This window comes from Shewanella waksmanii, from assembly GCF_043643685.1.
Lineage (GTDB): Bacteria > Pseudomonadota > Gammaproteobacteria > Enterobacterales > Shewanellaceae > Shewanella > Shewanella waksmanii_A.
The window spans coordinates 79,469-95,252 of sequence record NZ_JBHZSN010000012.1 but is presented as its reverse complement, the minus strand read 5'-3'; the positions used below and the strand labels follow the sequence as shown (position 1 = coordinate 95,252).

Annotated in this window: 12 protein-coding genes; 1 reads left to right on the top strand and 11 read right to left on the bottom strand. The window is 44.4% G+C overall.

Annotated features, from left to right (window positions below):
• Nucleotides 1-8 precede the first annotated feature (8 nt).
• From carA to dnaK, 6 genes are all read right to left on the bottom strand, one after another.
• The gene (carA, locus tag ACHUFW_RS17325; protein ID WP_394204764.1) at nt 9-1,181 is read right to left on the bottom strand and encodes a glutamine-hydrolyzing carbamoyl-phosphate synthase small subunit; all 1,173 of its coding nucleotides are present in this window, start codon (nt 1,179-1,181) and stop codon (nt 9-11) included.
• 176 nt (nt 1,182-1,357) lie between these two features.
• On the bottom strand, nt 1,358-2,170 hold the full coding sequence (dapB, locus tag ACHUFW_RS17320; protein ID WP_394204762.1) for a 4-hydroxy-tetrahydrodipicolinate reductase: 813 nt from the start codon (nt 2,168-2,170) through the stop codon (nt 1,358-1,360).
• A 113-nt stretch (nt 2,171-2,283) separates the two neighbouring features.
• Complete coding sequence (locus ACHUFW_RS17315) at nt 2,284-2,901, bottom strand: FKBP-type peptidyl-prolyl cis-trans isomerase (RefSeq protein WP_394204760.1); 618 nt, start codon at nt 2,899-2,901, stop codon at nt 2,284-2,286.
• An 80-nt stretch (nt 2,902-2,981) separates the two neighbouring features.
• A complete protein-coding gene (locus tag ACHUFW_RS17310; protein WP_394204759.1) occupies nt 2,982-3,773 on the bottom strand; it encodes a M48 family metallopeptidase in 792 nt (263 codons plus the stop codon).
• Between the two features lie 201 nt (nt 3,774-3,974).
• Nucleotides 3,975-5,111 (bottom strand): molecular chaperone DnaJ, encoded by a 1,137-nt coding sequence (dnaJ, locus tag ACHUFW_RS17305; protein WP_394204757.1) that lies wholly within the window; start codon nt 5,109-5,111, stop codon nt 3,975-3,977.
• 101 nt (nt 5,112-5,212) lie between these two features.
• Nucleotides 5,213-7,135 (bottom strand): molecular chaperone DnaK, encoded by a 1,923-nt coding sequence (gene dnaK / locus ACHUFW_RS17300; protein ID WP_394204755.1) that lies wholly within the window; start codon nt 7,133-7,135, stop codon nt 5,213-5,215.
• Nucleotides 7,136-7,428: 293 nt separating this feature from the next.
• Between dnaK and ACHUFW_RS17295 the strand changes: the two genes are divergently transcribed.
• Nucleotides 7,429-8,352 (top strand): DMT family transporter, encoded by a 924-nt coding sequence (locus ACHUFW_RS17295; protein ID WP_394204754.1) that lies wholly within the window; start codon nt 7,429-7,431, stop codon nt 8,350-8,352.
• Between the two features lie 83 nt (nt 8,353-8,435).
• On the opposite strand, the gene ACHUFW_RS17290 is transcribed toward ACHUFW_RS17295, so the two are convergent.
• The 5 genes from ACHUFW_RS17290 to ACHUFW_RS17270 all read right to left on the bottom strand — a co-directional run bounded on the left by ACHUFW_RS17290 (nt 8,436) and on the right by ACHUFW_RS17270 (nt 15,776).
• Nucleotides 8,436-9,074: a hypothetical protein gene (locus tag ACHUFW_RS17290; protein ID WP_394204753.1), complete on the bottom strand. Its 639-nt coding sequence runs from the start codon at nt 9,072-9,074 to the stop codon at nt 8,436-8,438.
• 414 nt (nt 9,075-9,488) lie between these two features.
• Nucleotides 9,489-10,763 carry a glutamate-5-semialdehyde dehydrogenase gene (locus tag ACHUFW_RS17285; protein WP_394204751.1) on the bottom strand — a complete coding sequence of 425 codons (1,275 nt, stop codon included), beginning with the start codon at nt 10,761-10,763 and terminating at the stop codon, nt 9,489-9,491.
• Between the two features lie 44 nt (nt 10,764-10,807).
• A complete protein-coding gene (gene proB / locus ACHUFW_RS17280; protein WP_394204749.1) occupies nt 10,808-11,926 on the bottom strand; it encodes a glutamate 5-kinase in 1,119 nt (372 codons plus the stop codon).
• A gap of 170 nt (nt 11,927-12,096) precedes the next feature.
• Entirely contained in the window at nt 12,097-13,386 is a 1,290-nt protein-coding gene (locus ACHUFW_RS17275; protein WP_394204748.1) for an NCS2 family permease, read from the bottom strand.
• 860 nt (nt 13,387-14,246) lie between these two features.
• Nucleotides 14,247-15,776 (bottom strand): M17 family metallopeptidase, encoded by a 1,530-nt coding sequence (locus ACHUFW_RS17270; RefSeq protein ID WP_394204747.1) that lies wholly within the window; start codon nt 15,774-15,776, stop codon nt 14,247-14,249.
• Between the last annotated feature and the right edge of the window lie 8 nt (nt 15,777-15,784).

The following is a 15,784-nucleotide window of genomic DNA, read 5'->3' as shown; positions in this document are numbered from 1 at the left end:
TGAGGTAACTACTTAGCGTTCTTACGATACAACTCAATCAACTCAATAAAGTGATTGAACAATGGCGCTGCATCATGTGGTCCTGGGCTTGCCTCTGGGTGGCCTTGGAAACTAAATGCAGGCTTATCTGTAAGGTGAATACCTTGCAATGAACCATCAAATAGCGACTTATGAGTCACTTTGATGTTCTCGGGTAGCGAAGCTTCATCAGCAGCAAAACCGTGGTTTTGGCTGGTGATCATCACATTACCTTTTTCGATGTTGCTCACAGGGTGGTTAGCACCATGGTGACCAAACTTCATCTTCAAGGTTTTAGCACCAGAAGCAAGGGCAAGTAATTGGTGACCTAGACAGATACCGAAAACAGGGATATCTGTTTTCAAAATCGCTTGAATTGCTTCAATCGCATAATCACATGGCTCTGGGTCACCTGGGCCATTTGATAGGAAGATGCCATCTGGGTTCATGGCCAGAACGTCGGCTGCCGGTGTTTTGGCTGGCACAACAGTGACATCACAACCGCGGTCGACCAACATACGTAAAATGTTACGTTTTACACCATAATCATAGGCCACAACTTTATATTTAAGTTCTGCTTCTGGCGTATCAGAAGGTAAGCCGCCAACTAGGCGCCAGCTACCGCTGCGCCATGAATAAGTTGAATCGGTAGTGACTTCTTTAGCTAAATCCATGCCTTTAAGACCAGGGAACGCTTTTGCTGCTGCAAGCGCTTTGGCTTCATCCGCTTCACCCACTAAAATACAACCCGCTTGTGCGCCTTTTTCACGCAAAATACGCGTTAATTTGCGCGTATCAATATCAGCGATACCAACAACATTGTTAGCAACGAGATATTCACTTAGGGATTGTTGATTACGGAAGTTGCTCGCAACAAGCGGCAAATCACGAATAATTAGACCACACGCATGAACAGATGCAGATTCTGTATCTTCTTCATTTGTGCCGGTATTTCCAATGTGGGGGTAAGTAAGAGTTACCATTTGACGAGCATACGATGGATCAGTCAAAATTTCTTGGTAACCAGTCATTGAAGTGTTAAAAACCACTTCACCAACAGACATCCCTTCGGCACCAATTGCTGTGCCAGAAAAAACGGTTCCATCTTCAAGTACGAGTAAGGCAGACTTTGTCAACGCGACCTCCGGAAAGAGCCAAGCCATTGAAATTCAATGTTTATTGTGTTTTGTTAAAATACCAACTTCCGCTAAAATACGAAATTTTGACAAATTCCGCCGATTTTATATGTTTAGCTGGTAGCCGTCTATAGCAATATTGTACTTTTGAGCAAAAAAAATTTACTCAAAAAAAAACGCCTAATAGGCGTTTTTTCTAATTGTTATTTCAAACCAAGAACTTGTTGCATATCGTACAAGCCCGGCTGTTGATCACCTAACCAAAACGCAGCACGCATAGCACCATTAGCAAACGTCATACGACTGGAGGCTTTATGAGTGATCTCCAAACGCTCACCTATATCGGCGAACATGGCAGTGTGATCGCCAACGATATCACCCGCTCTTACTGTGGCAAAACCAATGGTATCTCGGGAGCGTTCTTCTGTTATCCCTTCACGACCATACACGGCGCATTTTTCGAGATCACGACCTAAGGTCTCAGCAATCACTTCACCCATTTTTAATGCTGTGCCAGATGGAGCATCTTTTTTATAGCGATGATGACCTTCAATAATTTCGATATCGGTATAATCACCCATGACTTCAGCAGCCAGTTCGAGTAACTTCCACATCAAGTTCACACCCACTGACATGTTGGGTGCCATCACAATTGGGGTTTGTTCACTGTAAGCGGCGATTTGCTCTTTTTGTGCATGATTGAAACCTGTGGTGCCAATCACAATAGCTTTACCATTACGAGCACACCAGTCAGTGTGTTTAACGCTCGCTTCAGGAGAAGTGAAATCAATCAGAATGTCAAAATCATCAACCACTAAATCTAACGAGTCGGTAATGGATACATTCATCGCACCAACACCAGCTAATTCACCCGCATCAACACCAATTAGGGTTGAACCTGCGCGCTCAATTGCAGCACCCAAATAGATGTTGCTACTCATTTTGGCTGATTCAATAAGAGTGCGGCCCATTCGACCACTGCCACCAGTAATAGCCACTCTTACTTGCTCACTCATTGATTTCTCCCTTATGTTTCGCTCAACGTTAGCGTTAGCCTATCTCGGTCTAACCCATAACAAATTAACTTTAATGCAAAAAAATGCCCGAGCTATTAGCTCAGGCATCTTAGTTAGATAATATCTAACAATTCGACTTCAAATACTAACGCCGAGTATGGTGGGATTGATGCGCCAGCACCACGCTCACCATAGGCAAGATGATGAGGAACATATAGCTTCCACTTAGAACCAACAGGCATTAGTTGTAGTGCTTCAGTCCAACCAGCGATAACGCCGTTTACAGGGAACTCAGCAGGTTGGTTACGTGCTACAGAGCTGTCAAACACATCGCCATTGATAAAAGTACCATGGTAGTGAGTGCGTACAGTTGAATCAGCAGTTGGCTTGTCACCATTACCTTCAGTAATGATTTCATATTGCAAACCTGAATCTAGGGTAACTACGCCGTCGCGTTGTTGGTTTTCTGCTAGGAATGTTTCACCTTCAGCAGAGGCAGCAGCTGCCTTTTCTTCTTGCACTTTTTGGATGCGCTGGCTGATTTCAGTGAATGCAGTTTGAAGATCTTGCATAGCAACTTGGCTTTCTTTACCTTCAAATGCATCTGATAGGCCCAGCTGTACAGCTGAAATATCAATACCTTCAAAAGAGTTAGCAGCTAATTGCTCACCTAGTTGACGACCAACGCCATAGCTCGCTTGCTGTTCAATAGTGGTGAACTTCTCAGACATAATGTTATTACTCTATCTACTCAATGAATTTTCGCGCGGAATTCTAGCACATTTATAGAAAAAATCCCCGTTAAATCCATTCATTGACAGCGTTTTTTTACCTTAGATTGGCTGGATTGATACAATGGAACCACTTTAGCCTGCATTTTTTGCAGATCAGCAATACGATGACCATGTGAAGGGTGAGTAGATAGAAGCTCTGGTCCCTGTTCACCACCCGCTTTTGCCATGTTCTGCCACAACAGCATACTTTGTGCGGGATCAAACCCGGCTCGGGCCATCAACTCCACGCCCATCATATCGGCTTCACTTTCTTGGTCACGGCCAAACGGCAAGATATAACCCACTTGAGCACCTAAACCAAGTGCGGCCATATACAGATCTTTATTATTCACCCCGCCCATACCAAGCGCAGCATCAGCGAGCTGCATTCCCATTCCTGTCATACGCGCTCGGGAGACTTGCTCATTACTGTGGTGTGCTAAAACATGGGCAACCTCATGACCCATTACGGTAGCCAATTGATGCTCATTTTCTGCGACATTAAGCAAACCGGTATACACACCAATATGGCCGCCGGGCAACGCGAACGCATTAACTTGATCAGAATCGAATACGACCACTTCCCACTGCATCGACTGATCTGGCAAGATGCTCGTGATACGATCAGCAACGCATTCCACATAAGCCGTGACCTTTTTGTCCTTTGATATAGGCTGCTGCTTTTTCATTTCATTAAATGACGCCTCGCCCATACTGTTCATTTGTGCCGGAGAAAACAGCAAAGTTTGCCCACGTCCCGTGGGTGATTGGTGAGTCGCGCAGGCGCCCAACATCGCTATGGTTAGCGCACAGACAAGTGTTTTCTTCATCAATTCCACTTCCTTAATTCCTTGAACTGATTGTAACCGACAAACTAATCGACTCGATTTTCATGCCAGTATAGGTTTGTTATACAACTGCCTATTTTTAGCACTTATCTTTACAGGTGTCACATCAAAGCTAAACAGTGCTCGCGACACCCAGGCAAAAAAAAGCCTCGCTAAGCGAGGCTTTTTTATTATAGCAATTAGTTAGCTATTTAAATCTTGAAAAAACTTCTTCACACCATCGAAGAAGCCTTCTGCTTTCGGGCTATGCTTTTTAGATGAACCAGTTAGGGTTTCGTCAAACTCGCGTAAAAGCTCTTTTTGCTTATCACTTAAGTTAACCGGTGTTTCCATGACCACCTTACAAAGTAGATCACCTACCGCATGGCTGCGTACCGACTTCACCCCTTTACCGCGCATACGGAACATGCGACCAGTTTGCGTCTCAGAAGGGATCTTAAGGTTAACCTTGCCATCTAAGGTAGGCACCTCAATCTCACCACCGAGTGCTGCAGTGCTAAATGAAATTGGCACTTCGCAATACAGGTTATTACCATCGCGCACAAATATGGCATGCTCTCTCACGGTAACTTGCACGTATAAGTCACCTGGCGGTGCACCAAACTCACCTGCTTCTCCCTCACCAGCAAGACGGATTCTATCACCCGTATCTACACCAGCTGGAATCTTAACTGATAGGGTCTTGCTCTTCTCAACACGACCTTCACCATGACACTTGTTACAAGGGTCTTTGATGATCTTACCGCGGCCATGACAAGTTGGACACGCTTGCTGAACTGCAAAGAATCCCTGACGCATCTGCACCTGGCCTTGGCCATGACAAGTACCACATGTAGTCGGAGATGAACCTTTCTTCGCGCCGCTACCATCACAGCTATCACAACTCACTAGCGTTGGGATGCGTAACTCTTTGGTTAACCCTTTAACTGCTTCTTCTAACGACAACTCTAGGTTATAACGTAAGTCACTACCACGAGCTGCTTGACGCTGTCCGCCACCACGACGTCCACCACCGAATATATCGCCAAATACATCGCCGAATACATCACCAAAATCAGCTCCACCGCCGAAGCCACCACCGCCACCGCGGTTTGGATCAACACCTGCATGACCAAATTGGTCATAGGCCGCTTTCTTATCACTGTCCGTTAGAATTTCGTAAGCTTCTTTTGCTTCTTTGAAATTCTTTTCAGCAGTTTTATCACCGGGGTTGCGATCGGGGTGAAATTTCATGGCCAGTCGCTTGTACGACTTTTTAATTTCACGTTCACTGGCATCGCGTCCGACACCTAATACTTCGTAATAATCTCGCTTTGACATAATCTCACGCTTTGTTGGCTGAAGTGGTAGCTAAATTTGCGACAACGGGCGTTAGAGTTTCCCCTAACGCCCGTACTCAATAATTTAGGGGTTAACCTCTATTATTTTTTGTCATCTTTTACTTCTTCAAACTCAGCATCAACAACATCATCTTCAGGCTTAGACGCTTGCGCTTCGCCTTCTGGAGCTGCTTGACCTTGCTGTGCTTGAGCTTTAGCTTGAGCGATTTCCATCAACTTAGCAGATGCTTCCATTAGCTCCTGTGTTGATTTTTCAATCGCTTCTTTGTCGCTGCCTTTTACTGCAGTTTCAACGTTAGCCATTGCCGCTTCAATTTTCTCTTTATCTTCGCTAGGTAATGCATCACCAGCTTCTTCGATTTGCTTCTTAGTCGCGTGTACCATGCCATCAGCTTGGTTACGTGCAGTAACTAGTTCTTCGAACTTAGCATCTTCATCAGCATGGGCTTCAGCATCACGAACCATTGCATCAACTTCTTCATCGCTTAGACCAGAAGAGGCTTTAATTGTGATGTTTTGCGCTTTACCTGTTTTCTTATCCGTTGCTGATACATGCAAGATACCATCGGCATCGATATCAAAAGCAACTTCAATTTGTGGCATACCACGTGGAGCTGGCTCAATACCTTCTAGGTTGAACTGACCTAGTGACTTGTTACCACTAGATTGCTTACGCTCACCTTGAAGTACATGAATAGTTACAGCACTTTGGTTGTCATCAGCCGTTGAGAAAGTTTGCGAAGCCTTAGTTGGAATCGTGGTGTTCTTCTCAATTAGCTTAGTCATTACGCTACCCATGGTTTCAATACCAAGAGATAGAGGCGTAACGTCTAGTAGCAGAACGTCTTTCACGTCACCAGCAAGTACACCAGCTTGAACTGCTGCACCGATAGCTACTGCTTCGTCAGGGTTAACGTCTTGACGTAACTCTTTACCGAAGAAAGCAGACACTTCTTCACGTACTTTAGGCATACGTGTTTGACCACCAACTAGAATCACTTCGTTAACGTCAGATACTGAAAGATCTGCGTCTGCTAGGGCAACTTTTAGTGGCTCTAATGAACGAGTGATCAAGTCTTCAACTAAAGATTCCAACTTAGCACGGGTGATTTTAACCACTAAGTGCTTAGGACCTGTTGCATCAGCAGTGATGTATGGCAGGTTAACTTCAGTTTGTGTTGTGCTTGATAGTTCAATCTTCGCTTTCTCTGCCGCTTCTTTTAGACGCTGCATAGCTAGCGGGTCGTTACGTAGATCTAACGACTGCTCTTTCTTGAATTCGTCAGCTAAGTAGTTGATCAAACGGTTATCAAAGTCTTCACCACCTAAGTGTGTGTCACCGTTTGTCGCAAGTACTTCGAAGGTTTGCTCGCCATCTACGCTGTCGATTTCGATGATAGAGATATCGAAAGTACCACCACCTAAATCGTATACAGCAACAATGTTGTCACCTTGCTTCTTATCGATACCGTAAGCCAGTGCCGCAGCTGTTGGCTCGTTGATAATACGCTTAACTTCAAGACCAGCAATACGACCAGCATCTTTAGTTGCTTGACGCTGAGAGTCGTTGAAATATGCAGGTACGGTAATTACCGCTTCAGTCACTTCCTCACCGAGGAAATCTTCTGCAGTTTTCTTCATTTTCTTTAGGGTTTCAGCAGAAACTTGTGGCGGAGCCATTTTCTTGCCGTGAGCTTCAACCCATGCATCACCGTTGTCAGCACCAATGATTTTGAAAGGCATGATGTCAACATCACGCTGTACTTCATCATCTTTAAAACGACGACCGATAAGACGCTTAATTGCAAAGAAGGTATTCGTTGGGTTAGTTACAGCTTGGCGTTTCGCAGGCTGACCAACTAGTACTTCTTCACCTGTATAAGCGATGATTGATGGAGTTGTGCGATCGCCTTCAGCATTTTCTAAAACGCGCGCTTTGTCACCATCTAATACCGCAACACAAGAGTTGGTTGTACCTAAATCGATACCAATAATTTTACCCATGGAGTCCTCCAAAAAACTTTATATAACGCTAAACTTGTCTGTTGATTCAGATATGGGGTTGGGCGAAACTGATTTCAAGCCCTATTTTTTGCCGCCATAATCTTTCCTTACCCCCTATATTGGGACGCTTCTTACCTTTACAAGGGCAGAAAAATAAAATTTGTAAAAATCTATACATTTTTGACCTTTGCCACACCCGTGCAACAATTGTTTTGGTATACTGCATGCAATTTTAGAGGGATTTGGAATTATCGCGTCCAAATCTAGGTAGTCTCTTGTTGAGTGAGTAGAAGTTGAAGCAGTCAAATCAAGCTTATTTTTATGGTATTGGCGCCATTGTTTTATGGTCTACAGTAGCGACAGCCTTTAAGTTAGCCTTAGCCCATTACACCCCGTTACAGCTAGTCCTAATTGCGGTGATCACCTCTATCATTGCCTTGAGTGGCGTGTTGCTGATTCAGAAAAAACTGCACTTAATCAAACAGCAATTTTTACAGCGCCCATTGTTTTATTTGCAAACAGGCCTGTTAAACCCATTTCTATATTACCTGGTGTTGTTCAAAGCATACTCTTTGCTACCAGCACAGCAGGCGTTATCGCTAAACTATACTTGGGCTATTTTATTGCCTTTATTGGCGGTACCACTATTGGGACAAAAACTGAGAAAAAGCGATATTACCGCTGCGCTTATCGCTTACTTAGGCGTCTTTGTTATCGCGACTAACGGCGAGGTAACTCAGTTTGCATTTAACAGTGCGACAGGTGTACTACTGGCACTCACTAGTACTTTATTGTGGTGTCTATATTGGATTGTAAACACCAAGGATAAGGGAGATCCTGTAGTCAGTCTGCTACTGAGCTTTTTAGTGGGATTACCCTTTATCACCATCGCCTTGTTGATGACCCAGAGCCTGCCAAGTTGGGATTTGCAGGCATTTGGTGCCGCGGTTTATGTCGGATTGTTTGAGATGGGCATTACCTTTGTATTGTGGCTCGTTGCACTGAAAAAGGCCGATAGGGCTGCTTCAATGAGTACTTTAGTATTTATCACACCGGTGTTATCGATTGGGTTTATCTCTTGGATATTGCAAGAAGCTATCACCCGCTCAACCTTTATTGGTCTTGGGCTCATTTTAACGGCCTTAGCACTGCAACAACTGTTGCCTCAATTGGCGAAACAAAGAACTAAACCACAAGCGGTCACAGAAAAAGTTTAAACCAACCAAAAAGCCCTAACTTTAAGTTAGGGCTTTTATTTTCAGCACTCACATAAATCTACCAAGGTTTTATACCAATCGGCTTAGTAGTTAACCTCTACCTGACCAACACCCACACTAACTAACAGTTGGTATTGACCCGCAGACGCTTTTTGCTCGTAACTTTGACTCACTAGCGCTTGCTTAACCGCCACTCTTTCACCATTGCGACGAACCAACACTTCACCAACACCAGATGATAAATCAATTTCACGGTAACTATGACGGTTGTCGACGATGACACGACCGACACCTAAGTCGATGGCTAAATCACTTTTTAACCCAGCAACTTCCACTTCACCAATACCTAAATCAACATCGGTTGCAGCCTCTTTAGGCACATAAACACGCCAGTTTTGTTTTAGATCATCTTGCTGGTTAAGCTTAAACACAATCCGTTCATTATGCTCTTCTACAGCAAAATCAACCGCACTGATATCACCTTGTTGCCACATATTGAACCAGCTTAATTGAGAGGCAACAACATCCACTTCAACGCGAATTTCGGCATCATCAGTTGCAATCACCTCCACTTTACCAACTTCGATATCCAGTACAATTTTTTGGCCATGGTAAGCAAAATTTTGCTGCAACTGTTTACCTTCTTGAGCCTGTACCCCTTGCGATACAAACCCCAATACCAACACCAATGTGGTCATTAACTTAATCAGCGCTTTGTTCATGTGAATTCCTTTGCGTTATTTGATTTCCCAAATGTTTCCATCAATAAAGCAAAACTAAGGCCAACTATTACAAAGACATAAATAACAGTAACTTACAAAAATTAACGGTAAGTTTTGCAAACAATTTTCACACTAATTGTGGCGAAGTAATGAGAAAAACCACTAATTAATAACTGAAATCACCACATGCACTATACGAGGTTAGTAAAACCACAATTGGCCTGAATGACTTAATGCCTTAAACGCAAACAATAGGCTTTTAGCAATAAGCTCTTTGCAGTAAACAATATGACATGAGTTTCTAGGAAAGCCTGTAGGACTGGATAACAACCAAACAAGGCGGTTCAGCACACAGTGTTGAATAAGCATCCATCGCTTGCGGCGTTGCACCGCAAGCGAGGATAAAGACGAGGACTAGCTGCGCGGCGTGTACTGACCCACTCCAATCCACTTATAGGTGGTGAGTGCTTCTAAGCCCATTGGGCCTCGAGCATGCAACTTTTGAGTCGACACAGCCACTTCAGCACCTAAACCAAATTGGCCGCCATCGGTAAAGCGCGTGCTCGCATTAATATAAACTGCTGCCGAATCCACTTGATTAATAAACTGCTCAGATGCTTGCAGGCTATCGGTCAATATGCCCTCTGAATGACCACTAGAGAAACGGCGAATATGGCTTATCGCTTGATCAATATCTTCAACCACGCGCACGTTGATACTTAAACCAAGCCATTCCTGCTCATAGGTATCATCACTTGCTTGTTGCACATTAACCGCTAATTCATCAGCCAAATCTTGCGTGACCGGACAAGCATAAATAGCCACTTGTTGCTGTTGCAACTTGGCGAACAAAGATGGAGTCAGCAACTTGGCAACATCTTGATGAATCAATACCGTATCAAGTGCATTACAAACCGTAGGCCGCTGGACTTTGGCATTAATAATCACTTCAATTGACTTATCAAGGTTAGCGGCACTATCAACATATAAGTGACAGATACCAATCCCGCCCAATATAACCGGAATAGTCGCTTGCTCAGCACACAATCTTTGCAAGTTTTGTCCACCACGAGGCACGATCATATCGACATATTTATCTAGCTTGAGTAGGCCTGAAACCAGGCTACGATCAGGGTTTTCTATTAACTGCACAACATTTTCAGGCAAACCTTGCTTAGCAACCGCTTGGCGAATGGAGCGACTAATAGCTTGATTTGAATTAAGCGTCTCTTTACCACCACGAAGAATAACGGCATTACCGGTTTTTAAGGCAAGCACTGCAATATCGACAGTGACATTCGGGCGAGCCTCGTAAATCACTCCAATAACACCAAGTGGCACGCGGCGGCGAGACAAACGCAGGCCATTATCCAGCACTTGGCTTTCAAGCTCAGTTCCTACGGGATCAGCTAAATTGATGACATTATCGATATCTGCAATGACTGCTGCTAATCTTTGCTCATCAAGCAACAGCCTATCAATCATCGCATCACTCAGACCATTTTGTTTAGCAAGTTCAATATCAACCAAGTTAGCAGCAACGATGGTATCTGTATCAGATCGAAGTTGATTGGCAATGGCTTGCAATAGCTGTTGCTTTTGCTTACCGGTTAATGTGGCCAATGAATAACTGGCCTGCTTTGCTTGCTGACCTAGCACCTCTAGGTATTCGTTTTGCTGCTCACTCACCGTATATCTACCTCAATCAATAATCCATAAATCTTTAAGCGGCTCTAGAGCACCACCATATCATTTCGATGTACAACCGCATCGCCATAGTCATAGCCCAAAATAGCTTCAATATCGTCGGAATGCTGACCGGCTATTTTGTTTAAATCTCTAGCACTATAACGTGTCATTCCTCTGGCGTATTCACGCCCCTGTTCATCGACAATTTGCAGAGTTGCACCTCGCTCAAATTGTCCCGACACCTCAATAATACCTTTAGACAACAAGCTGCGCCCTTTGGCGGTTACCGCCTGCACGGCACCGCTGTCCAAAACCACTTTTCCTTTGGTGGCTGGACCGGCTAGAATCCACTGTTTGCGGCTTTCAAGCGGATTTTCTAAGGCAGTAAAATGAGTGCCAACTTGTTGCTTGCATAGCGCATTCGCTATCACATCTTGCTGATGCCCCGATGCAATGACTACTTCAATGCCTGCCCGGCGAGCAATATCCGCCGCTTCCAGTTTGGTAGCCATACCGCCAGTCCCTAAACCCGACACCGCACCACCGGCAAGCATACGTAAACTGTCATCAATGTTTACTACTTGTTTAATCAGCTTGGCATCTGGGTTACTACGAGGATCGGCATCAAATAGGCCCTTTTGATCGGTAAGTAGCACTAGCAAGTCGGCATCACACAATAATGCCGCTCGGGCCGATAAGTTATCGTTATCGCCCACTTTAATTTCAGTCGTCGCTACCGCATCGTTCTCGTTGATAATCGGAATGATACCTTGCGCAAGCAGCGCATTTAACGAGTCACGGGCGTTAAGATAGCGCTCGCGGTCATGAAGATCGGCACGGGTGAGCAGTAACTGGCCAACATGCAAACCGTATAAAGCAAACAGTTGTGACCAAGCTAAAATGAGTTGGCTTTGCCCGACTGCGGCCAGCAACTGTTTATTGGCCATGGTATCAGCTAGTTTGGGATAGCCTAAATGCTCCCTGCCAGCAGCGATAGCCCCTGACGTACAAAGCACCACTTCCACGCCTGCTTTCATCATCTGTGCCATCTGCCTTGCTAACTCAACCATATGTGCACGGTCCAATTTATTGGAACCTGAAGTCAACACACTGGTACCTAACTTTACCACCACACGGCGATAACCAATCTCACTCAAATTCATGCTAGTTACGAAGAAAAAATGTCGGGTTTAGGTTTATACCCAATCTAATAAGAAAATGATAGCGGCTCAGTAAATTATGGTGATTTAGGCAGGTTTAGTTGCAAGAAATGCATTAAAAAGGGCCATCAACTGGATGACCCTTAATTACAGCGGTAAAATCGACAATCAAATTAGCCGTAGATGAATTTACCAATAAACAACGCAGCTAAAACCACTACCCCAGCGCTAAGATCTTTATAACGGCCACTAAACAGTTTAATGACAGCATAAGAGATAAAGCCCATCGCAATGCCGGTAGCAATTGAGAACGTTAGTGGCATCAAGATACACACTACAACAACGGGGGCAGCTTCAGTTAAATCTTCCCATTCAACATGCACCAGTCCTGACATCATTAAAATTGCCACATAGAACAAGGTTCCCGCAGTCGCATAGGCTGGCACCATTCCCGCCAATGGCGAAATAAACAGTGACAATAAGAACATAACACCAACGACAACGGCAGTTAGACCAGTGCGGCCACCAGCACTCACACCAGCAGTACTTTCAATATAACTGGTGGTGGTTGAAGTCCCCAGCATTGCTCCGGCAATAGTTGCTGAGCTATCAGCAGTTAATGCGCGATTAAGACGTGGCAAACGGCCCTTATCATCTAAAAAGCCACCACGTTGTGCGACGGCCACTAGCGTACCAGAGGTATCAAAAAGGTCTACAAACAGAAATGCAAACACGACAGATAGCATGCTAATTTCGAGGACACTCGACAGATCCATAGCCATAAATGTTGGCGCAAGAGATGGCGGAGCAGAAACTAAGCCGTTGTATTGCACATCACCAAAAAGTAGCCCCAATAAAGTAATAGACAAAATAGAGACAATAACCGCTGACTTCATCCCGCGATGAACTAGGGCAATAATCATGAAAAAGCCAAGTACTGCCATCACAGCAGGGAAAGCAGTGATATCGCCCATCGTGACGAGTGTTGCAGGCGACGCAACCACAATACCGGCACTTTTTAGACCAATAAGCGCTAAAAATAAACCGATACCCGCAGCGATACCTAAACGCAGCGACATGGGGATACTATTAACGATCCACTCTCTGATTTTCACCAAAGATAGAATAAGAAAACAGATACCAGACAAGAATACCGCACCTAAGGCCGTTTCCCAGCTATAACCCATTTCACCAACAACGGTATAAGTAAAAAAGGCGTTTAAGCCCATACCTGGTGCCAATGCAATCGGATAGTTCGCGACTATTCCCATGATCAAACAGCCTAATGCGGCTGCCAAACACGTTGCAACGAATACTGCGCCATGATCCATTCCCGCATCGGCTAGCATCATCGGATTGACAAAAATAATGTAAGCCATCGTCAAGAAAGTGGTTAACCCCGCAATCACTTCCTGCTTTAAGCTAGTTTGGTTTTCAGTAAGTTTGAACAGTTTTTCTAACATGGAACAAGGTTCCTTGAATTTATTATCGTTTTGAATAGGTAGGTGTACATGATCACCGCCCTTCACAGGCGATTGAACAGCGCTGATTATATACCGAACAGAAATAAATGTAAGAAAAGAGTTATAAGCAAGAACAATATGCTGCACTTAGCTGCTAAACCATGAATTTTAGGTAAAAAAAAGCCTGCTCAAAGAGCAGGCGAAGACATTTTCAAGTGTTCCGAAAGGAAAATGGTACCGCGCTAGCGGATGTCACTGGTAAATCGACACCAAGGTGGATCAATTTACAACTTGAGTCTACACACCCCAAATTGGGGAAAAGGTTGATGGATGATGCAACCACTTAAAATCAAGTGAACTCAAATAGGGGTTAAGTTCAAAGGATTAAGGGGTGATTAGCCCTTACTTAAAGCTCATTGCAAACAACCCGCCACGCAGCGCGTTAGTGTCAAACCAAGCATTCTGCCAATAAACGTGTTGTGTTCCAGTGTAAGACATAGTCAATACTCCTAACAAAGTTGTTAAATAAATACTCTAGTCAAACTTCGTACTGGTAACGGGGTCAATCATTACTAAGTACAGTAGAGTCAACTTGTCGCTCGATTCCTTGGAGAGTTATCAATCCTAGATAGACTTAGAGGTGGAAGGCACCTTGCCTAACCAACGAGAGAGATTATAGCTAAATGTAGTTTTATTACAACAATTATTTTCAAAAAAGCTTAAAAAAGTTACTTTGCGTAATTTTACAACAAAAAATAACTGCTTTTGAGTAATTTTCAAACAACTGAAATAAAACAAAAAGCCTTACTAACAATGCGTTACCACATTATTAATAAGGCCTTTCGCTTTTTGGTGTAAAATTACAAAATATAATTAAACAAGCCGACAAGTGGCGCAGCAGTCGGTTTGCCGTAAAGTGGATCGCCTTCCGTCGCGCTACCGGCGATATCAATATGGGTATAGGCGATTGGATTTGCACTCGCTAATCCATGTTGATCTAACCCAGATGCTTTCAATAAAAACGCTGCAGGATATTGGTGGCCTCTTGCCGTAATAGAAGAAGGCGCATTATTGGATGAAATACAATCAGCAGCATTAGAAGGATCGACGATTTTACCAAAGTCTTCTTTACGTAGACGCGAAACTTCGACAGCTTCTCCCCACTGCTCACTCACAGATTGTAGCTTTTCAGCCACCCCCTGTTTTCTGGCTACACTGTTCTCCACCAGTGCAGTATAGCCACCATAAGCTCTAACGACATGGCCTGTTAACGTTGCCACTGAAAACATTTGTGGTGCCACGGCCTTCTCGGCTTTAGCTTTTAGGTGAGACAATAAGTCCGCTAATACTAAGCGCCCTTCGGCATCGGTATTACCAATACGAACAGATACACCTGCATGACTAGTAATAATTTCGTCAGTGACAAACGCTTCGCTGCCAATACTATTGCGAACTAACCCCAGCTCAGCAATCACCCTAACTCCCTTAGGCTTTAACAGTGACAAAGTTTTCATGAGCCCTGCAACTGCAGCCGCGCCACCTTTATCACGGCTCATACCTGCCATAGCACCGCCTACTTTAAGATCGGCACCACCGGTATCATAGACCACACCTTTGCCAGCAAATAGATAAGTGGCGTTAATCTCACCTTCTGGGCAATACTCCACTTTAACAACACGGGGCTGATGACGCGCCACCGCAAATGAGCTGCGGCCGACAGCACTCAGTAAAGGATAGTCACGCTCAAGTACATCTCTGTCTTCAACCACAGATACCGTTAGGCCTGAGTCTTGATAAGCATCAACACAATACTGAGCAAATGCTGGTGCTGACATGCGCTCAGGTTCTGTACCACAAAGATCGCGGGCTAAATTACGGCCAGCTTCTAGGGCATTGAGCAACTCACTTTGCTGCTCAGTATGTAAAATACCAATGGCTTCAAAATCAGGAGTATCACCGCTAACTTCACGGCGTTCTAGGGCAACCCACGACTCTTGACCGATTGCCAATGCTGCCACTTGCAGTCCATATTGGTATTGTTCATTACTGGCTTTATCCACCACAAGCAAAGGTTTGTTAGCACCTGCTTGCTTAGCCAAGTTAATGCCTGCACGAGCTGCATCAGCATATACGCGAACATCAGCATAATCGTCACCGCCGTTAAGCACAGGTGAGATCACTAAACGCCCACCAGCCAATCCAGGCGCCATTAACAAGGTGGCACTTTGACCAACACGATGATCAATATTCGCACCATGATTGGCTAATAAAGTTATCTCGTCGATAGCTAAAGCTGCAACATCGGTGGCAACCACAACCACCGCATCCCAGCCTTCCCCTTCAAAGATAGCTTGAGGGTCGTTAACATCGATAAAGTTTATCTGCGCCATACCTATTC

Bases quoted from the DNA above. Each gene is read 5' to 3' on its own strand.
- carA (WP_394204764.1), bottom strand. From the start codon at position 1,181: ATGGCTTGGCTCTTTCCGGAGGTCGCGTTGACAAAGTCTGCCTTACTC.
- dapB (WP_394204762.1), bottom strand. From the start codon at position 2,170: ATGAGTGAGCAAGTAAGAGTGGCTATTACTGGTGGCAGTGGTCGAATG.
- ACHUFW_RS17315 (WP_394204760.1), bottom strand. From the start codon at position 2,901: ATGTCTGAGAAGTTCACCACTATTGAACAGCAAGCGAGCTATGGCGTT.
- ACHUFW_RS17310 (WP_394204759.1), bottom strand. From the start codon at position 3,773: ATGAAGAAAACACTTGTCTGTGCGCTAACCATAGCGATGTTGGGCGCC.
- dnaJ (WP_394204757.1), bottom strand. From the start codon at position 5,111: ATGTCAAAGCGAGATTATTACGAAGTATTAGGTGTCGGACGCGATGCC.
- dnaK (WP_394204755.1), bottom strand. From the start codon at position 7,135: ATGGGTAAAATTATTGGTATCGATTTAGGTACAACCAACTCTTGTGTT.
- ACHUFW_RS17290 (WP_394204753.1), bottom strand. From the start codon at position 9,074: ATGAACAAAGCGCTGATTAAGTTAATGACCACATTGGTGTTGGTATTG.
- proB (WP_394204749.1), bottom strand. From the start codon at position 11,926: ATGAATTTGAGTGAGATTGGTTATCGCCGTGTGGTGGTAAAGTTAGGT.
- ACHUFW_RS17275 (WP_394204748.1), bottom strand. From the start codon at position 13,386: ATGTTAGAAAAACTGTTCAAACTTACTGAAAACCAAACTAGCTTAAAG.
- ACHUFW_RS17270 (WP_394204747.1), bottom strand. From the start codon at position 15,776: ATGGCGCAGATAAACTTTATCGATGTTAACGACCCTCAAGCTATCTTT.